The organism is Sphingomonas silueang (assembly GCF_040049155.1).
Lineage (GTDB): Bacteria > Pseudomonadota > Alphaproteobacteria > Sphingomonadales > Sphingomonadaceae > Sphingomonas > Sphingomonas silueang.
Genome location: NZ_JBDZDK010000003.1, coordinates 293,465 through 312,405, shown reverse-complemented (window position 1 = coordinate 312,405; position 18,941 = coordinate 293,465). Strand labels below are relative to the sequence as shown.

The window sequence follows — 18,941 nt, the reverse complement described above, 5'->3', positions numbered from 1 at the left end:
CGCGGTCAACCGATCAAGCCGGCCAGCCCCCGCCACACGCCGAATGCCCCCAGATCGTTCATCGTCACGAAGATCATCAGCGCCAGCAGCAGCGCCAGCCCGCCGCGAAATGCCCATTCCATCGTCTGCGCGCTCACCGGGCTGCGCTTCACCGCCTCGATCGCATAGAACATCAGATGCCCGCCATCCAGCATCGGAACTGGCAACAGGTTGATGAATCCCAGATTAATGGAAACGAACGCGATGAACGTGACCAGCGCGGGCCAGCCGAGCGACAATTGCTCGCCCGATGTCTTGGCGATGCGCAGCGGACCGCCCATTTCCTCGACCGAGCGGCGGCCGGTGATGATCTGACCCAGCCCGTCCACGGTGCCGCGCAGGATCGCGCCGACCATGCGCACGCCCTCCGCCGGAGCCTGCCACAGCGGGACCGGGGCATAGACCGGCGGACCGCGCTCGACGCCGAACCGGCCGATGCGCGCGCTGTTGCCGAAGCGGTCGCGCTGCTGCACCGCGCCGATCACCGCGTCGGTCGTGCGTTCGGCGCCGTCCCGCAGATAGGCGATCCGGGCGGCCTCGCCCGGACGCAGCGAGACGTAGAAGGACAGGTCGCCGAAGGTATCGATCGCGCGCCCGTCGATCGCGACGATCCGGTCCCCGGCGCGCAGCCCGGCGGCGGCGGCGGCGCTGCCCTCCACCACCCGCCCGATCGTCGCCGGGGTGCGGTCGACGCCATAAGCCGCGGCGAACCCGCCGAGGATCGCGACGGCGATCGCCAGGTTCACGAACGGCCCGGCGGCGACGATGATCGCGCGCTGCCACACCGGCTTCGCCTGGAACGTGCGGGCACGCTCCTGCGGCGGCAGTTGCAGCCATGCCGCATCGGGTTGCGATGCCGGGTTCATGTCGCCCGCGAAGCGGACATAGCCGCCCAGCGGCAGCCAGCCGAACTTCCAGCGGGTACCATGCCGGTCGGTGAAGCCCGCGACCTCCCGCCCGAAGCCGATCGAGAACGCTTCCACGCCGACCCCGAACCAGCGTCCGGCGAGATAATGGCCAAGCTCGTGCAGGAAGACCAGCGGCCCCAGCACCAGCAGGAACGCAGCCACGGTAAGCAGCACACCGGGAGTTTCGATCAAGCCGCGCAATCCTTCACCCGCTGCCGCGCCAGGGCGCGCGCTTCGGCATCGATCGCCAGTACGGCGTCGAGCGTCTGCGGACCCGGCGGGTCGTAGCGTGTCAGGACATCCGCGACGATTGCGGCAATTTCGAGGAAGCCGATGCGGCGTTCCAGAAACGCCGCGACCGCGACTTCGTTGGCGGCATTCAGGATCGCCGGACGCCCGCCGCCCGCCGACAGTGCGGAGCGCGCCAGCGCCAGCGCGGGAAACCGAACCATATCAGGCGCTTCAAAGTCCAACCTGCCGACGCTTGCGAGGTCGAGCGGGGTACAGGGCGTCGCCATCCGGTCCGGCCATGCCAGCGCATGGGCGATCGGCACGCGCATGTCGGGCGATCCGAGCTGTGCCAGCGTCGACCCGTCGACATATTCGACCATCGAATGGATGACCGACTGGCAATGGACCAGCACCTCGAGCTGCTCGACCGCCACCGGGAACAGGTGGAACGCCTCGATCAGTTCGAGGCCCTTGTTCATCATCGTCGCCGAATCGACCGAGATCTTGGCGCCCATCGACCAGTTGGGATGCGCGACGGCCTGTTCGGGCGTGATGCCCTGCATCTCGTCCAGCGTACGGGTGCGGAACGGGCCGCCGCTCGCGGTCAGGATGATGCGGCGGATGCGCTCGGGCGGGATGTCGTCGAGGCACTGGAAGATCGCATTATGCTCGCTGTCCACCGGCAGCAGCGTCGTGCCCGCCTGGCGCGCGGCGGCCATCATGACCTCGCCCGCCGACACCAGCGCCTCCTTGTTGGCCAGCGCCACCGCGCCGCCGCGTGCCAGCGCCGCCATCACCGGCTTCAGTCCCGCCGTGCCGACGATCGCCGCCATGGTCCAGTCGACCGGGCGCGCGGCGGCATCCGCCACCGCCTGCGCGCCGCCCGCCGCCTCAATCCCGCTCCCCGACAGCGCGTCGCGCAGCACGGGCAGGCAGGCCTCGTCGCCGACCGCCGCCAGCTTCGCGCCGACCCGCTTCGCCGCCGCCGCCAGCTTCGCAACGTCGCGATGCGCGGTCAGCGCCTCGACCGCGAACGCATCGGGGTTGCGCTCGATCAGGTCGAGCGTCGAACTGCCCACCGATCCGGTCGCACCGAGGATGGTGATCCGCTTCATCCGTAATATCCGATCAGCAACACGATCAGCGCGGCGGCGGGCGCGACCGGCACCAGCCCGTCCAGCCGGTCCATCACCCCGCCGTGGCCGGGCAGGATGTTGCCCGAATCCTTAACCCCGGCCGCACGCTTCATCTGGCTTTCGTACAGGTCGCCCATCTGCGCCAGCACGGCCAGCACCGGCGTGAACGCCGCCAGATGGAACGGCAGGCCGAATTCATGGAGCACGCCGCCGAACAACCCCGATGCCGCGACCCCGCCGATCAGTCCGGCCCAGGTCTTGTTCGGGCTGATCGTCGGTGCCAGCTTCGGCCCGCCGATCGAGCGTCCGGCGAAATAGGCGCCGATGTCGCAGGTCCACACCAGCGCCATCGCCCAGAACGCCAGCAGCAATCCGCCGTCGAGCGCACGCAACAGCACGATCGACAGCGCGGGCAACCCGCAATAGACGATCCCGCGCGCGAGCGGCACCGACCGGGTGGTGATGACGATGAAGAACGCCGCACCCGCGATCAGGCCCAGCGTCAGGAACCCCGGCCCCGCCGCCCATGGCGACAGGATCGCCAGCGGCACCATCAGCGCGAACTGCGCCAGTCGCTTGTGCTCGCGCGACACCTTCTGCAGATCGGCCCATTCGGCCATCATGAAGAGGGTGCCGACGGTCGCCAGCAGCCAGAAGGCGAACTGTCCGACCCACAGCGCCGCCGCCGCGACCGCGATCATCCCCATGCTGGCCACGGTCCGGACCGCAAGGTCCGACTTGCGACGCTGGACGGGATCGGTGCCCGGCGGCGTCACAGGCCCCCGAACCGGCGCTGCCGCCGCCCGAACGCCGCGACCGCATCCGCCAGCGCGGCATCGTCGAAATCGGGCCACAGCGTGTCGACGAACAGCAGCTCGGCATAGGCCGCCTGCCACAACAGGAAATTGGACAGCCGCTGCTCGCCCGAGGTGCGGATCATCAGGTCGAGCGGGGGCAGGTCGTGCGTGTCCAGCTCGCGCTCGATCGCCGCCTCGTCGATCGCTCCCACCGGCATGCCCGCCGCGACCTTCTCGGCCAGCCGCCGCGCCGCCGCCGCCAGCTCCGCCTGCGCGCCATAGTTGAGCGCGATCGCGAGGATCGGCCCCGTATTGGTAGCGGTGCGCGCGATCGCATCGTCGAGCAGCGCGACCAGATCGCCCGACAGCGCGCGCCAGTTGCCGAGGATGCGCAGCCGCACCCCCTCCTCCACTAGTTCCGCCAGTTCGTTGCGCAGGAAGTGGCGCAGCAACCCCATCAGGTCGCCGATCTCCTCTTCCGGACGCCGCCAGTTCTCGGAGGAGAAGGCATAGAGCGTCAGCGCCTCGATCCCCATCGCGCGCGCGGCGCGGGTGATGCGGCGCACCGCCTCCACGCCCTGACGATGCCCGGCGATGCGCGGCAGGTGCCGCGCCTTCGCCCAGCGCCCGTTGCCGTCCATGATGATCGCGACATGGCGGGGAATCGGCAGCCCCTGCTCCGGGCGCGCCGCCGGAGCCGATGCGCGCGCGGCGAACGGCCTCACTTGCCGAGGATTTCCTTTTCCTTCGCGCTGGCCGCCGCATCCAGTTCGGCGATCGTCGCGTCGGTCATCTTCTGCACTTCGGTTTCGAGCCGCTTGCGCTCGTCTTCCGAATAGACGCCCTTCTTCTCGTCGGTCTTCAGGCTTTCCATGCCGTCGCGCCGCACGTTGCGCACCGCGATGCGTGCCTGCTCGGCATATTTGCCCGCCAGCTTGGCCAGTTCCTTGCGGCGTTCCTCGGTCAGGTCGGGGATCGGCAGGCGCAGCGTCTGTCCGTCGACGATCGGGTTGAGGCCGAGGCCCGCCGAGCGGATCGCCTTGTCGGTCGGGCCGACGTTCGACTTGTCCCACACCTGCACCGACAGCATCCGCGGCTCGGGCGCGGAGACGGTCGCCACCGATACCAGCGGCATGTGCGAGCCATAGACCTCGACGGTCACCGGATCGAGCAGCGACACCGACGCGCGGCCGGTCCGCAGGCCCGCCAGATCGCCCTTCAGCGATTCGACGGCACCGGCCATGCGGCGCTCCAGATCGGCCTTGTTATAGGCGGCCATAACGGTGTTCCTTATCTATCAAGCGTTGTTCTGGACGATCGTCGAGGTGCCCTCGCCCGCCAGCACGGCGGCGAGATTGCCTTCGTCGCGGATGTTGAAGACGACGATCGGGATATTGTTGTCGCGGCACAGCGCCACCGCCGATGCGTCCATGACCTTCAGGTCGTCGGCCAGCACCTGCCCGAAGCCCAGCGTGTCGTAGCGCTTGGCGGTCGGCACCTTCTTGGGATCGGCGTCGTACACGCCGTCGACGCTGGTGCCCTTGAACAGCGCCTCGCAGTTCATCTCGGCGGCGCGGAGCGCGGCGGTGGTGTCGGTGGTGAAGAACGGGCTGCCGGTACCGGCGGCGAAGATCACGACGCGGCCCTTCTCCATGTGGCGCACGGCGCGGCGGCGGATATAGGGTTCGCACACCGATGCCATCGGGATCGCCGACTGCACCCGCGTCGCGACGCCGATCTGTTCCAGCGCATTCTGCATCGCCAGCGCGTTCATGACGGTGGCCAGCATGCCCATGTAGTCGGCGCTCGCGCGCTCGAACCCCTGCGCCGCACCCGCCACGCCGCGGAAGATGTTGCCGCCGCCGACGACGATGCAGACCTCATGCCCCTCGCCCTGCGCCGCCTGGATCTCGCGCGCGACGCGGTCGCACATCGCCGGATCGATGCCGAACTGGCGCGATCCCATCAGGACCTCGCCGGACAGTTTCAGGAGGATGCGGTTGAAGCGGGGACGGGTCATGGAACCTGCGAAAATGGCTGAGCGGGAGCGCGGCGGACCCTAGACGCGGGCGCGGCCAAAGCCAAGCGACGTTATGCCAATACAAAACGGGCCGCAGGAACCAACGTCCCTGCGGCCCGCAACGCATCGGACGGCCGGTGACCTTACTTGGTCAGGCCCGCCGTCGCGGCGACTTCGGCGGCGAAGTCGCTCTCTTCCTTCTCGATGCCTTCGCCCAGCTGGAAGCGGACATAGTCCTTGAGCACGATCGTCGTGCCGGCGTCCTTGGCGGCGCTGGCGACCACGTCGCCGACCGGGGTCTTGCCGTCCATGACGAACGCCTGGGTCAGCAGCGCGTTCTCCTTCTTGAACTTCTCGATCGGGCCGTTGAGGATCTTCTCGGCGACCTCGGGCGACTTGCCGACGATCTTCTCCGCGTTCTTCTCGCGCAGGATCGTCGCTTCACGCTCGACGACTTCCGGATCGAGCTGGTCGACCGACAGCGCCAGCGGGAAGGCGGCGGCGATGTGCATCGCGATCTGCTTGCCGAGCGGCTCGAGCACGTCGACGCCAGCATCCGATTCCAGCGCGACCAGCACGCCGATCTTGCCGAGGCCCGGCGCGGCGGCGTTGTGGACGTACGGGATCACCGCGCCCTGCGCCACTTCGACCGCCTTCGCGCGACGCAGCACCTGATTCTCGCCGATGGTCGAGATGTTGGCGACCAGCGCGTCCTCGACGGTGCCGCCGTTCGGCATCGCCTGGGTCTTCAGCGCCTCGATGTCGTCGCCCTTCTCCAGCGCGATCGCGACCACGTCGCGCACGAAGCTCTGGAACTGGTCGTTCTTGGCCACGAAGTCGGTCTGGCTGTTCACCTCGATCGCGACGCCCTTGGTCCCCGCAACGGCGACGCCGACGAGACCCTCGGCGGCGGTGCGGCTCGACTTCTTGGCGACGGCGGCAAGGCCCTTGGTGCGCAGCCAGTCGACGGCGGCTTCCATGTCGCCGCCGGTTTCGGACAGCGCCTTCTTGCAGTCCATCATGCCCGCGCCCGAGCGCTCACGCAGTTCCTTGACGGCGGCGGCGGTAACTTCTGCCATGGCTTGGCTCCTGATAGGGTTTGAATATGGTTGCGGGCGAGGCAGCGCGTGTTGCGCCCTGCCCCGCCCGCACGTCAGTTCCGTGACAGGTCAGGCGTCGATCTGACGCTCGCCCTCGTGCGCGGTTTCCGGGGTGGTCGCGGCGGCGGGATGCTCCGGCTCGGCGGTCAGCGCTTCCTCGGCGGGCGGCTCGTCCATCGCACCCAGATCGCGGCCCGAATAGGCCATCGCCTGCTGCCCGCCGCGGGTCGCGGCGATCGCCACGGCTTCGCAGTACAGGCGGATCGCGCGGCTCGCGTCGTCGTTCGCGGGCACCGGGAAGGCGATGCCGTCCGGCGAGACGTTCGAGTCGAGGATCGCGACGACCGGGATGCCGAGCGTGTTGGCTTCCTTGATCGCCAGCTCTTCCTTGTTCGCGTCGATCACGAACATGATGTCCGGGATGCCGCCCAGGTCGCGGATGCCGCCGAGCGACAGTTCGAGCTTGTCGCGCTCGCGGGTCAGGTTCAGCACTTCCTTCTTGGTCAGGCCGTGCGTGTCGCCCGACAGCTGCTCCTCGAGCGCCTTCAGGCGCTTGATCGAGTTGCTGATCGTCTTCCAGTTGGTGAGCATGCCGCCCAGCCAGCGGTGGTTGACGAAATGCTGGCCCGACTTGCGCGCGGCCTCGGCGATCGGCTCCTGCGCCTGACGCTTGGTGCCGACGAACAGCACCTTGCCGCCCGACGCGACGGTCGACGACACGAATTCGAGCGCGCGCGCGAACAGCGGCACGGTCTGCGACAGGTCGAGGATGTGGACGCCGTTGCGGTCGCCGAAGATATAGGGCTTCATCTTCGGGTTCCAGCGGTGGGTCTGGTGGCCGAAGTGCGCGCCCGATTCGAGCAGGGCCTGCATGGTGACGACGGGTGCCGCCATAGGATCATTCCTTCCGGTTAAAGCCTCTGGGAAGCAGGAACCCTTGTCGAGCCGAAGGCTCGGGCACCGGTATGTGCGCTTCCCATGTGGGGTTGAGACGCGCCCCTTAGCGCACGCCAGCGTACCGTTCAAGCCTTGACGGGCGGAACGATTTGAGAACATAAAGCGATCGGAAGCGGATTGTGGAACCGGGTCGGAACCGGTCGGTTCATTCCGCCGCGAGCATGGACAGCCGGCTCGCACATCGGGGAGTTACGAGATGGCCCTGTTTGCTAGTGCTTTGTTCGCGTTCGCTTTCCTCATCGCCGTCGCCACGATCGTCGGCACGCTGCTGCCCGCCCGCGAACGCATCGCCCGGTTGCTGCGGAGCGGACCGGAGACGACCCTCGAACCGCTGCCGCCGGTGCGCCTGACCTCCCGGCGCGGGGTGATTCGCCAGCGCGGATTCAGCCCCGAGGCAGCGCCGCTTCGCGTTGCCGCCTGACCTTCGCATAGCTCCGGATGCTGAGCGGCAAGGTCGCCAGATAGGCGAGGCAGACGACGGTCAGCGTTTCCCAGGGTGCCGAAACCAGCGCGGCGGCAACCGCCACCACTGCGACGATCGCCTCGAACCGGGCGTTGCGCCGCAGCTTGAGCGATGACCAGCTGTAGGTGGCGAGGCTCGACACCATCAGGAACGCGACGAACGCGACCCAGGGTGCGACCAGCCATGGCGAGCGAAACAGTTCCTCCCCGCTCCAGATCCAGATGTAGAGCGGCAGCATGGCCAGCCCCGCGCCTGCCGGTGCCGGGATTCCGGTGAGGAACCCCGCGGACTTGTGCGGCTGTTCCGCTATGTCGATCCGGGCGTTGAACCGGGCGAGGCGCAGCGCGGTGAACACCGCATAGACGAGGCACACGATCCAGCCGACGCGCGGCTCGGCCAGCAGCGCCCACAGATAGATGATGAGCGCGGGCGACACCCCGAACGAGATCGCGTCGGAGAGCGAATCGAGCTCCGCCCCGAATTTGCTCTCGCCGCGAACGAGGCGCGCGACCCGTCCGTCGAGCCCGTCGAGCACGCCCGCGATCAGCACCATCAGCACCGCGCGTTCCCATTCGCCGCCGATGGCGAAGCGGATGCCGGTCAGCCCCGAACACAGCGCCAGCGCGGTGACGGCATTGGGCGCGATGGCGCGCAGCGGGATGCCCCGTCCGGGCAGCGGCGGGCGCACTTACTGGGCGATGCCGGTGGCGGCGGCGATGCCCGGGCGACCCAGCACCGTCTCGCCCGCCACGCTGCGCTGGCCGAGTGCCACCTGTGGCTCGATCCCGTCGGGCAGATACACGTCGACCCGGCTGCCGAAGCGGATCAGGCCGATGCGCTGGCCAACCGCGACGATATCGCCCGGCTTGACGAACGGCACGATGCGCCGCGCGACCAGCCCGGCGATCTGGGTGAAGCCGATGCGGCGACCGTCCAGCCCCTCGACCACGATATGCTGGCGCTCGTTCTCGTCGCTCGCCTTGTCGAGGTCGGCGTTCAGGAACTTGCCCGAGATATAGATGACCTGACGGATGGTGCCCGCGATCGGCGTGCGGTTGATGTGCACGTCGAACACCGACATGAAGATCGACACCCGCACCAGCGGCGCGTCGCCGAGGCCGTTCACGCCGCGCAGCTCGGACGGAAGCTCGACGCGCTGGATCATGGTGACGAGCCCGTCGGCGGGCGCGACGATCAGCCCCTCACCCTGCGGCGTGGTGCGCACCGGATCGCGGAAGAACGACGCGACCCACAGGGTGACGAGCCCCATCGGCCACGCCAGCGTCTCCCACGCCATGAACGCGAAGAAGGCGGTGACGACCGCGGCGATGATGACGTATTTATGCCCTTCGGGATGAACCGAAGGCCAGCGCCACTTGACGGTCGTGGTGCCGACCGCGGGCTTTTCGAGCGATGCCATGAAACGTGGTGTACCCAAGGCGAACCGTGCTGACAACCGCCCCATGGTGCGATGCGGTTGATCGCACCGCGGCTACCGCTTAAGGCCCGTCCAACTCCAACGATATCGAGAGCAGCTATATGGCGAAGATCAAGGTCAAGACCCCCGTCGTGGAGATCGACGGCGACGAGATGACCCGCATCATCTGGGCATGGATCCGCGAGCGGCTGATCCAGCCCTATCTCGAGATCGACCTCGACTATTACGACCTCGGCATCGAGAAGCGCGACGAGACCGACGACAGGATCACCGTCGACAGCGCCAAGGCGATCCAGAAGTACGGCGTGGGCGTGAAGTGCGCCACCATCACCCCCGACGAGCAGCGCGTCGAGGAATTCGGCCTGAAGAAGATGTGGCGCTCGCCCAACGGCACGATCCGCAACATCCTCGGCGGCGTGGTGTTCCGCGAGCCGATCGTGATCTCCAACGTGCCGCGCCTGATCCCGGGCTGGACCAAGCCGATCGTCGTCGGCCGCCATGCGTTCGGCGACCAGTACAAGGCGACCGACTTCAAGGTGCCCGGCGCGGGCAAGCTGACCATGAAGTGGGAGGGCACCGACGGGCAGGTGATCGAGGAGGAAGTGTTCGACTTCCCCGCCGCGGGCGTCGCCATGGGCATGTACAACCTCGACGAATCGATCCGCGACTTCGCGCGCGCGTCGATGAACTATGGCCTCGGCCGCGGCTGGCCGGTGTATCTGTCGACCAAGAACACCATCCTCAAGGCCTATGACGGGCGCTTCAAGGACATCTTCGAGGAAGTGTTCGCGACCGAGTTCAAGGACCAGTTCCAGGCAGCGGGCATCGAGTACCAGCACCGCCTGATCGACGACATGGTCGCATCGGCGCTCAAGTGGCACGGCGAGTTCGTCTGGGCCTGCAAGAACTATGACGGCGACGTACAGTCGGACCAGGTGGCACAGGGCTTCGGCTCGCTCGGCCTCATGACTTCGGTGCTGATGTCGCCGGACGGCAAGACGATCGAGGCGGAAGCGGCGCACGGGACCGTCACCCGCCACTATCGCCAGCACCAGCAGGGCAAGGCGACCTCGACCAACCCGATCGCGTCGATCTTCGCATGGACCGGCGGCCTGAAGTATCGCGGCAAGTTCGACGACACGCCCGAAGTCACCAGGTTCGCCGAAACGCTGGAGAAGGTCTGCATCGAGACGGTCGAGGCGGGCCACATGACCAAGGATCTCGCGATCCTGATCGGCCCGGACCAGCCGTGGATGACGACCGAGCAGTTCTTCGAACAGGTTCGCGTCAACCTCGAGGCGGCGATGGGCGCGCAAGGCTAAGCCCCGCGTTCCGATCGGCGAAATGGCGGCGTCCGTTCCACAGGAACGGGCGCCGTCGTTGCGTTAGGCGGTTGCCCCCGACGTGTCGGGTCCGCAACAATAGGTCTATGCCGCTTCCTATCGATTCCACGCCGTTCAGCGATTCGCTGGTCATCCTGGGGGCCGCGGGCCTCGTCATCCCCGCCTTCGCCCGCTTCCGCGTCAACCCGGTGATCGGGTTCATCCTCGTCGGCGTGGCCGTCGGCCCGTTCGGGCTGGGTGCGCTGGTGCCACGCCTGCCGTGGCTGTACCACGTCACCATCACCGATCGCCATTCGATCGAGCCGTTCGCCGAGTTCGGCATCATCCTGCTGCTGTTCTCGATCGGGCTGGAGCTGTCGTTCAAGCGATTGATCGCGATGCGGCGGCTGGTGTTCGGTCTGGGTGCCGCCGAACTTATCGGATCGGGACTGCTGATCGGCATCGCGCTGATGCTGATGGGTCAGGGGACGGCGGGGGCGATCGGCCTCGGCCTTGCGCTCGCACTCTCGTCGACCGCGCTGGTGCTGCCGATGGCGGGGACGACCGGGCCGGTCGGGCGCACCGCCTTCGCCATGCTGCTGTTCGAGGATCTGGCGCTCGTCCCGATCATCTTCGCGCTGGGCGCGCTCGCCCCCACCGCCAGCGACGACGGCTGGACCAACCTCGCCACCACCGCGATGTGGGGCGGCCTGAGTGTCGTCGGCCTCTATATCGCCGGGCGGCTGATCCTCCCCAAGCTGTTCGCGCAGGCGGCGCGGACCAAGAGCCCCGAGCTGTTCCTGTCGGCCAGCCTGCTGGTGGTGATCGTCGCCAGCCTCGTCACGACGGCGGCGGGGCTGTCGCCGATCGTCGGGGCGCTGCTCGCCGGGCTGCTGATCGCCGAGACGGAATATCACAACGAGGTCGAGGTCATCACCGCGCCGTTCAAGGGGCTGGCGCTCGGCGTGTTCCTCATCACCATCGGCATGAGCCTCGACATCGCGACCATCATCGAGAACTGGGGTTCGCTGCTGGGCGCGATCGCGGGCGTGGTGGTGGTCAAGGCGCTGGTGACGAGCGGGCTGCTGTGGCTGAACGGGGTGCGGCCGGGCACGGCGACCGAGACGGGGCTGCTGATGGCCAGCCCATCCGAAACCACGCTGATCGTGCTGGGTGCCGCCACGCAGGCGCAGCTGATCCTGCCGTCGACCGCCGCCTTCTGGCAGACGGTCACCGCGATCGGGCTGACCATCACCCCGCTGCTGGCGATGCTCGGCAAGCGGGCGTCGCGGCGGATCGAGCGGCGCACCGGCAGCGAGGAGCCGCCCGCGCCGACGCCGGAGGGGGCGGGCGTGGTCATCATCGGCTTCGGCCGGGTCGGGCGGCTGGTGGCGGAGATGCTCCAGACCCACGGCAAGCGCTACATCGCGGTCGATTCGGATATCGACAATGTCGCGCAGGCGCGGGCGGAGGGGCATCCGGTGCTGTTCGGCGACGTGTCGCGATCCGAACTGGTCGACCGGCTCGATCTGGGCCGGGCGACCGCGCTGGTGCTGACGATGGACGATCCGGTGCTGACGGTGCGCCTCACCCGGCGCGTGCGCGGCTGGGTGCCGAACCTGACGATCCTCGCCCGCGCACGCGATGCGGCGCATGCGGCGGAGCTGTACGCCGCCGGGGTCAGCGACGCGGTGCCCGAGACGCTCGAATCGTCGCTGCAACTCTCCGAGGCGGTGCTGGTCGATCTGGGCGTGGCGATGGGCCCGGTGATCGCGTCGATCCACGAGAAGCGCGACGAACTCCGCCAGTCGATCCGCGAACAGGCCAGCCTCGAGCGCGAGCCGCGCATCCGGCGGCTGCGGCGCGTGGGCGAGACGGGCTGAAGCCGAAGTTTACAAAGTTTACACTAACGCGCCGTGTTTTGGCACCTTTTCGAGGCTGCGGTACGGTCTGCATGCGGAAACCCCGGCGGACAGACTAGCTGCGCCGGGCGGGTGTAGGAAAATGGTTTCGAGCCTGATGCATTGCGGCAGCGCCGTTCGTGCCGGGCAGGGACGGAGCAAAGCTGAAGTCCGGTATCGAAGCGCTTGGCCCAAGCGGTCCCTCGATACGCCGCTTCGGCTTCGCGCAGCGGCTGCTCAGGACGAACGGTTCCGACCAATCCCGCCGACGTCCAGGGCCGATCGACATTCCGTTCGCTGAACCGGGAAAACCGCTCCATCTTCCTGTCGTCACTCCCGCGCAGGCGGGAGTCCATATGCGCCGGCGTCGCGAAACCGATCGAAACGTCAGCGGCTATGGATTCCCGCCTGCGCGGGAATGACGAAAGTGCAGGCGTATCGCCGAGTGTCGATCGCGCCTAGCGCGCCGCCAGCAGCGCGCGGATCGCCACGATCGCCTCGTCCGCCTTCGATCCGTCCGGCCCGCCGCCTTGCGCCATGTCCGCGCGGCCGCCGCCGCCCTGCCCGCCCAAGGCCGCCACCGCCGCCTTGACCAGATCGACCGCGCTGATGCGGCCCGTCAGGTCGCTCGACACGCCGACGCCGACCGAGGCGCGACCGTCGTTGACCGCCACCAGCGCGACCACGCCCGAGGGCACGCGGGCGCGCGCCTCGTCGATCGTGCCGCGCAATGCCTTGGCATCGAGGCCGTCGATGACCTGCCCCAGAAAGGCGATGTCGCCGACCTGTTCGGGACCGGCGGGGGCCGCCCCTGCCCCGCCGCCCATCGCAAGGGCCTTCTTCGCATCGGCCAGCTCGCGCTCCAACCGGCGGCGGTCCTCGACCAGCTGCGCCACGCGGGCGGGCACCTCGTCAGGGGTCGCCTTCAGCGCGGCAGCGGCTTCGCGCAGCTTGGCGTCGCGCGATCCCAGCCACTGGCGCGCGGCCTCGCCGGTCAGCGCCTCCACGCGGCGCACGCCCGAGGATACCGCGCCCTCGGACACGATCTTGAACACGCCGATCTCGCCCAGCGCCTTCACATGGGTGCCGCCGCACAGTTCGATCGAATAGGTGCCTTCGGCATCCTCGCCCATCGAGACGACGCGGACCTCGTCGCCGTATTTCTCGCCGAACAGCGCCATCGCGCCCATCGCGATCGCATCGTCGGGGGTCATCAGCCGGGTGGTGACGCCGCCGTTGCCGCGCACCTGCGCGTTCACGTCGGCCTCGACCAGCGCGAGCGCGTCCGCCGCGATCGGCGATGGCTGCGAGAAGTCGAAGCGCAGGCGTTCGGGTGCGACCATCGATCCCTTCTGCGCGACATGGGTGCCCAGCCGCTGGCGCAGCGCCTCGTGCAGCAGGTGCGTCGCCGAATGGTTGGCGCGGATCGCGCCGCGCCGTGCGGTGTCGATCGTCAGCGCCACGCTGTCGCCGACCCTGAGCGTGCCCGAATCGATCGTGGTGACATGGGCGTGGAGCTTGCCGAGCTGCTTGGCGGTGTCGGTCACGGTCGCGGCCAGCCCGGCCTCGGTGGTCATCGTGCCCGCGTCGCCGACCTGCCCGCCGCTTTCGGCATAGAAGGGCGTCTGGTTGGTCAGCACCAGCACTTCGTCGCCCGCCTGCGCGCTGTCGACCCGCGCGCCGTCCTTCACGATCGCGACGACCTGCCCCTCGCCCGCCTCGACCGAATAGCCGATGAACTCGGTCGGCCCCGCCGTCTCCAGCACGTCGAACCACACGTCGTCGGACGCCTTGGCCCCCGAACCCTTCCATGCGGCGCGTGCCGCCCGCTTCTGCTCGGCCATGGCGGTGTCGAAACCGGCACGGTCGACGCCGAACCCTTGCGCCCGCAGCGCATCCTCGGTCAGGTCATAGGGGAAGCCATAGGTGTCGTAGAGCTTGAACGCGGTCTCGCCCGGCAGCGTGGCCCCGGCATCCATGCCCGCGGTCGCCTCGTCGAGCAGCTTCAGCCCCTTGTCGAGGGTACGACGGAACTGCGTCTCCTCCTGTTGCAGCGTCGCCTCGATCAGCGGCTGCGCCCGCACCAGCTCGGGGTATGCCGCGCCCATTTCCGACACCAGCGACCCGACGAGGCGGTGCATCAGCGGGTCCTTCGCGCCCAGCAGATGCGCATGACGCATCGCGCGACGCATGATCCGGCGCAGCACATAGCCGCGCCCTTCGTTCGCGGGCAGCACCCCGTCGGCGACGAGGAAGCCCGAGGCCCGCAGGTGATCGGCGATGACGCGGTGGCTGGCCTGGGTCGGCCCTTCGGCGCGGGTGCCGGTCAGCTCGCACGACGCGGCGATCAGCGCCTTGAACGTGTCGGTATCGTAATTGTCCGAGACGCCCTGCATCACGGCGGCGATCCGTTCCAGCCCCATGCCGGTGTCGATCGACTTCTTCGGCAGTTCGCCGACGATCTCGTTGGCGTCCTGCTCGAACTGCATGAACACGAGGTTCCAGATCTCGACGAAGCGGTCGCCGTCCTCGTCCGGGCTGCCGGGAGGGCCGCCGGGGATATGGTCGCCGTGGTCGTAGAAGATTTCGGAGCAGGGACCGCACGGGCCGCTGTCGCCCATCGCCCAGAAATTATCCTTGGTCGGGATGCGGATGATCTTGTGATCCGGCAGCCCCGCGATCTTCTTCCACAGGGCGAACGCTTCGTCGTCGGTGTGATAGACGGTCGCGGTCAGCTTCTCCGCCGGAAGCCCCCAGTCGCGGGTCAGCAGCGTCCAGGCGTTTAGGATCGCCTGTTCCTTGAAATAGTCACCGAACGAGAAATTGCCGAGCATCTCGAAGAAGGTGTGGTGCCGCGCGGTATAGCCGACATTGTCGAGGTCGTTGTGCTTGCCGCCCGCGCGCACGCATTTCTGCGACGAGGTGGCGGTGACGTACGGCCGCGTCTCGAGGCCGGTGAACACGTTCTTGAACGGCACCATGCCCGCATTCACGAACATCAGGGTCGGATCGTTCTGCGGCACCAGCGGCGCCGAGGGCACGCGGGCGTGGCCTTCCCCAGCGAAGAAGTCGAGGAACGAGCGGCGTACATCGTTGGTCGAGGTCATGGCCGCTCGATACGCAGCGACGGGCGACTTGCCAAGCGGGGGTTGACCCGGGCGGCACAATCCCGTCCCTTTGCGCGCGCAATCGACCCGGGAATGTTTCTGAATGGCCAAGCGGCTCACGACCTATATCCTCATCGCGCTGGTGGCGGGCCTCGTGCTCGGCTGGGCGCTGAACGCGGGGATCGACGACGGCGGCGGTGCGGGCACCGCGCGGCTGAAGGAGATCGCGGGCTATTTCTCGATCCTGACGTCGCTGTTCCTGCGGCTCATCAAGATGATCATCGCGCCGCTGGTGTTCTCGACGCTGGTCGTCGGGATCGCGCACATGGGCGACAGTTCGGCGCTGGGCCGGGTCGGCCTGCGCTCGCTGGCGTGGTTCGTCGGCGCCAGCCTCGTGTCGCTGACGCTGGGGCTGCTGCTGGTCAACCTGTTGCAGCCGGGCGTCGGCCTCGGGCTGCCGCTGCCGCCGGTCGCGGCGGATGCGGGGCTGGCGAAGGCGTCGTTCAATCTCAAGGACTTCGTGACGCATCTTGTGCCCGCGTCGAGCTTCGAGGCGATGGCCACCAACGAGATCCTCCAGATCGTCGTCTTCTCGGTCTTCGTCGGCGTCGCGCTGACGGCGGTGGGCGAGAAGGGCGCGCCGCTGGTCCGCGCGCTCGAGGGGCTGGTCGCGGTGATGCTCCAGATCACCGACTATGTGATGCGGCTTGCCCCGATCGCGGTGTTCGCGGCGGTGGCGGGCACGCTGGCGGAGCGGGGGCCGGGGGTCATCGGCGACCTCGCCTATTTCATGGGCAGCTTCTACCTCGGCCTTGCCGTGCTGTGGGGCGTGCTGATCGGCGTCGCCTTCCTCGTCATCGGGCCGCGCGTCGGCATGCTGCTGCGCTATCTGCGCGATCCGATCCTGCTCGGCTTCTCGACCGCGTCGTCGGAAGCCGCCTATCCGCGCACGCTGGAGGCGCTCGACCGCTTCGGGGTGCCGCCGCGCATCGCCAGCTTCGTGCTGCCGCTCGGCTATTCGTTCAACCTCGACGGGTCGATGATGTACATGACCTTCGCGTCGATCTTCATCGCGCAGGCCTACGGCATCGACCTCGACTGGGGGCAGATGATCACCATGCTGCTGGTGCTGATGGTCACGTCGAAGGGGATCGCGGGCGTGCCGCGTGCCAGCCTGGTGGTGATCGCCGCCACGCTCGGCATGTTCAAGATTCCGGAGGCCGGGCTGCTGCTGATCCTCGCGGTCGATCACTTCCTCGACATGGGGCGCACCGCGACCAACGTGATCGGCAACGCCATCGCCGCATCGGTGGTGGCGAAGTGGGAGGGCGGGTTCGACCGGCCCGAACCGGCGGTGATCGAGCCGCTGCCGACGCCGTCGGGCCATCCGCGCGACGACGTGCCCGACAGCTTCCGCGACTTCGGCAAGCACTGATGGAAACGCGCGAGGCCGACCGCCCCGCCCCGCCGCGCGACGGCCCGACCTATTCGAGCTATCTGCGGCTCGACCGGGTGCTGGGCGCGCAGGAGCCGCTGTCGGACACGCATGACGAACTGCTGTTCATCGTCATCCACCAGGCGTCCGAGCTGTGGATCAAGCTGTGCCTGCACGAGCTGGCGGCGGCGCGCGCGGCGTTGATCGGGGATCGGCTGGGCGCGGCGTTCAAGATGATGGCGCGGGTGGCGCGGGTGCAGCAGCAGCTGATCCAGAGCTGGGAGGTGCTGGCGACGATCACCCCGGCGGATTATTCGGCGATGCGCGGGCGGCTGGGCGGCAGTTCGGGGTTCCAGTCGGTGCAGTACCGGCTGCTCGAATATATGCTCGGCGCGAAGAATGCCGCGATGCTGGCGGCGCATGACGGCGACGATGCGGCGCAGGCCGTGCTGCGCGCGGCGCTGGCCGAGACGAGCCTGTATGACGAGGCGCTGCGGCTCCTCGCGCGACGGGGGTTCGCGATTCCGGCCGACCGGCTGGAGCGTGACTTTACCCGGCGCTATGTCGCGTCCCCGGCGGTCGAGGCCGCGTGGCGGCAGGTGTATGAGCAGCCCGATCGCCATTGGGACCTGTACGAGCTGGCGGAGAAGCTGGTCGACCTCGATTACCGCGTGCAGCTGTGGCGGTTCGGACATCTCAAGACGATCGAGCGGATCATCGGCTTCAAGCGCGGCACCGGCGGCACGGCGGGCGTGCCCTATCTGGCCAGGGTGCTGGACGAAGGCTTCTTTCCCGAATTGCTGAGCGTACGGGTGGCATTGTGATCGACCTCGAAACCGCGACGGCGCGCGATGCCGCCGATCCGCTGCGCCCGATGCGCGCGAAGTTCGCGCTGCCCGAGGGGCTCGTGTATCTGAACGGCAATTCGCTGGGCGCGCTGCCGAGCGCCACGCCCGACCATGTGCAGGCGGTGGTAACGCGCGAATGGGGCGAGGGGCTGATCCGCAGCTGGAACCGGCATGACTGGATCGGCGCGGCCGCGCGGGTCGGCGGGCGGATCGCGCCGCTGATCGGAGCGAAGGCCCATGAGGTGCTGGTGACCGATTCGACCTCGGCCAATCTCTACAAGCTGCTGGTCGCGGCGCTGAAGGCGCAAGGCGGGCGGCGGACGATCCTGTCGGAGCCGGGCAATTTCCCGACCGACCTGTACATGGCCGACGGTGCCGCATGGAGCGTGGGCGACGCGCAGGTGCGGACGGTGCCTGCCGGGCAGATCGTCGCGGCGATCGACGACGATACGGCGGTCGTGCTGCTGACCCATGTCCATTACCGGACCGGGGCGATGCTCGACATGGCCGCCATCACCGCCGCCGCGCAGGCGAAGGGCGCGCTGGTGCTGTGGGACCTGAGCCACAGCGTCGGCGGGGTGCCGGTGGACCTGAACGGCTGCAACGCCGATCTCGCGGTCGGGTGCGGGTACAAATATCTCAACGGCGGCCCCGGCGCGCCCGCGTTCCTCTATGTCGCGGAACGGCATCAGGCGGCGCTGCGCTCGCCGCTGTCGGGGTGGATGGGCCATGCCCGGCCGTTCGCGTTCGGCGACGACTATGCCCCCGCCCCCGGCATCGCCCGGTTCCAGTGCGGGACGCCGCCGATCCTCGGCATCGCCGCGCTTGAGAGCGGGGTCGCGCTGTTCGAGCAGGTCGATTTCGCCGAGGTGGTGGCGAAGTCGCGGGCGCTGGGCGACCTGTGCATCGAACTGGTCGCCGAACGATGCGGCGAACTGGAACTGGTGTCGCCGCGCGATGCGACGCTGCGCGGAAGCCATGTGTCGTTTCGTCACCCGGAGGCCTATGGCATCGCGCAGGCGCTAATCGAACGCGACGTGATCGTCGATTTCCGCGCGCCCGACGTGATCCGGCTGGGGTTCGCACCGCTCTACAACAGCCATGCCGATCTGTGGCGGGCGGTCGAGGTGCTTGCCGGGATCATGGCCGATCGCAGCTGGGACGACCCGCGTTTTCGGGTGCGCAACGCCGTCACCTGACGGAACGAAAATGGAACATGGCGGTTGGTCGCGGCGAAAG

General features: G+C 68.4%; 17 protein-coding genes. 6 read left to right on the top strand and 11 right to left on the bottom strand.

Annotated features, from left to right (window positions below; genetic code table 11):
- Positions 1-5 precede the first annotated feature (5 nt).
- The 8 genes from ABLE43_RS05255 to rpsB all read right to left on the bottom strand — a co-directional run bounded on the left by ABLE43_RS05255 (position 6) and on the right by rpsB (position 7,125).
- A complete protein-coding gene (locus tag ABLE43_RS05255; RefSeq protein ID WP_348977425.1) occupies positions 6-1,139 on the bottom strand; it encodes a M50 family metallopeptidase in 1,134 nt (377 codons plus the stop codon).
- Positions 1,136-2,293 (bottom strand): 1-deoxy-D-xylulose-5-phosphate reductoisomerase, encoded by a 1,158-nt coding sequence (locus ABLE43_RS05250; RefSeq protein WP_348977424.1) that lies wholly within the window; start codon positions 2,291-2,293, stop codon positions 1,136-1,138. Before ABLE43_RS05250 ends, ABLE43_RS05255 begins: the two co-directional genes overlap by 4 nt.
- Positions 2,290-3,090 (bottom strand): phosphatidate cytidylyltransferase, encoded by an 801-nt coding sequence (locus ABLE43_RS05245; protein WP_348977423.1) that lies wholly within the window; start codon positions 3,088-3,090, stop codon positions 2,290-2,292. Before ABLE43_RS05245 ends, ABLE43_RS05250 begins: the two co-directional genes overlap by 4 nt.
- The gene (locus ABLE43_RS05240) at positions 3,087-3,836 is read right to left on the bottom strand and encodes an isoprenyl transferase (protein WP_348977422.1); all 750 of its coding nucleotides are present in this window, start codon (positions 3,834-3,836) and stop codon (positions 3,087-3,089) included. Before ABLE43_RS05240 ends, ABLE43_RS05245 begins: the two co-directional genes overlap by 4 nt.
- Complete coding sequence (gene frr, locus ABLE43_RS05235) at positions 3,833-4,390, bottom strand: ribosome recycling factor (protein WP_348977421.1); 558 nt, start codon at positions 4,388-4,390, stop codon at positions 3,833-3,835. The genes ABLE43_RS05240 and frr overlap by 4 nt, the downstream gene beginning before the upstream one ends.
- Before the next feature lie 18 nt (positions 4,391-4,408).
- Complete coding sequence (pyrH, locus tag ABLE43_RS05230) at positions 4,409-5,131, bottom strand: UMP kinase (RefSeq protein ID WP_348977420.1); 723 nt, start codon at positions 5,129-5,131, stop codon at positions 4,409-4,411.
- A 143-nt stretch (positions 5,132-5,274) separates the two neighbouring features.
- Positions 5,275-6,210 carry a translation elongation factor Ts gene (tsf, locus tag ABLE43_RS05225; RefSeq protein WP_348977419.1) on the bottom strand — a complete coding sequence of 312 codons (936 nt, stop codon included), beginning with the start codon at positions 6,208-6,210 and terminating at the stop codon, positions 5,275-5,277.
- A 90-nt stretch (positions 6,211-6,300) separates the two neighbouring features.
- Complete coding sequence (gene rpsB, locus ABLE43_RS05220) at positions 6,301-7,125, bottom strand: 30S ribosomal protein S2 (protein WP_348977418.1); 825 nt, start codon at positions 7,123-7,125, stop codon at positions 6,301-6,303.
- A 259-nt stretch (positions 7,126-7,384) separates the two neighbouring features.
- Here rpsB and ABLE43_RS05215 point away from each other — a divergent pair, with 259 nt between their 5' ends.
- Positions 7,385-7,609, top strand: coding sequence for a hypothetical protein (locus ABLE43_RS05215; protein WP_348977417.1), 225 nt, complete (start codon positions 7,385-7,387; stop codon positions 7,607-7,609).
- Here the strand turns inward: ABLE43_RS05215 and ABLE43_RS05210 are convergent.
- Together ABLE43_RS05210 and ABLE43_RS05205 are read right to left on the bottom strand one after the other, a co-directional pair.
- Complete coding sequence (locus tag ABLE43_RS05210; RefSeq protein WP_348977416.1) at positions 7,572-8,339, bottom strand: CDP-alcohol phosphatidyltransferase family protein; 768 nt, start codon at positions 8,337-8,339, stop codon at positions 7,572-7,574. The two genes, ABLE43_RS05215 and ABLE43_RS05210, sit on opposite strands and share 38 nt — an antisense overlap.
- The gene (locus ABLE43_RS05205) at positions 8,340-9,071 is read right to left on the bottom strand and encodes a phosphatidylserine decarboxylase (protein ID WP_348977415.1); all 732 of its coding nucleotides are present in this window, start codon (positions 9,069-9,071) and stop codon (positions 8,340-8,342) included.
- A 119-nt stretch (positions 9,072-9,190) separates the two neighbouring features.
- Between ABLE43_RS05205 and ABLE43_RS05200 the strand changes: the two genes are divergently transcribed.
- Both ABLE43_RS05200 and ABLE43_RS05195 read left to right on the top strand, forming a co-directional pair.
- Entirely contained in the window at positions 9,191-10,411 is a 1,221-nt protein-coding gene (locus tag ABLE43_RS05200; RefSeq protein ID WP_348977414.1) for an NADP-dependent isocitrate dehydrogenase, read from the top strand.
- Between the two features lie 107 nt (positions 10,412-10,518).
- On the top strand, positions 10,519-12,294 hold the full coding sequence (locus tag ABLE43_RS05195) for a cation:proton antiporter domain-containing protein (RefSeq protein ID WP_348977413.1): 1,776 nt from the start codon (positions 10,519-10,521) through the stop codon (positions 12,292-12,294).
- Positions 12,295-12,770: 476 nt separating this feature from the next.
- On the opposite strand, the gene alaS is transcribed toward ABLE43_RS05195, so the two are convergent.
- A complete protein-coding gene (gene alaS / locus ABLE43_RS05190) occupies positions 12,771-15,419 on the bottom strand; it encodes an alanine--tRNA ligase (protein ID WP_348977412.1) in 2,649 nt (882 codons plus the stop codon).
- A 103-nt stretch (positions 15,420-15,522) separates the two neighbouring features.
- Between alaS and ABLE43_RS05185 the strand changes: the two genes are divergently transcribed.
- From ABLE43_RS05185 to kynU, 3 genes are read left to right on the top strand one after another with little or no spacing between them, the layout of a single operon-like run.
- Positions 15,523-16,854 carry a dicarboxylate/amino acid:cation symporter gene (locus tag ABLE43_RS05185; protein WP_348977411.1) on the top strand — a complete coding sequence of 444 codons (1,332 nt, stop codon included), beginning with the start codon at positions 15,523-15,525 and terminating at the stop codon, positions 16,852-16,854.
- Positions 16,854-17,678: a tryptophan 2,3-dioxygenase gene (locus ABLE43_RS05180; RefSeq protein WP_348977410.1), complete on the top strand. Its 825-nt coding sequence runs from the start codon at positions 16,854-16,856 to the stop codon at positions 17,676-17,678. The genes ABLE43_RS05185 and ABLE43_RS05180 overlap by 1 nt, the downstream gene beginning before the upstream one ends.
- Positions 17,678-18,901: a kynureninase gene (kynU, locus tag ABLE43_RS05175; RefSeq protein WP_348977466.1), complete on the top strand. Its 1,224-nt coding sequence runs from the start codon at positions 17,678-17,680 to the stop codon at positions 18,899-18,901. Before ABLE43_RS05180 ends, kynU begins: the two co-directional genes overlap by 1 nt.
- Positions 18,902-18,941 lie beyond the last annotated feature (40 nt).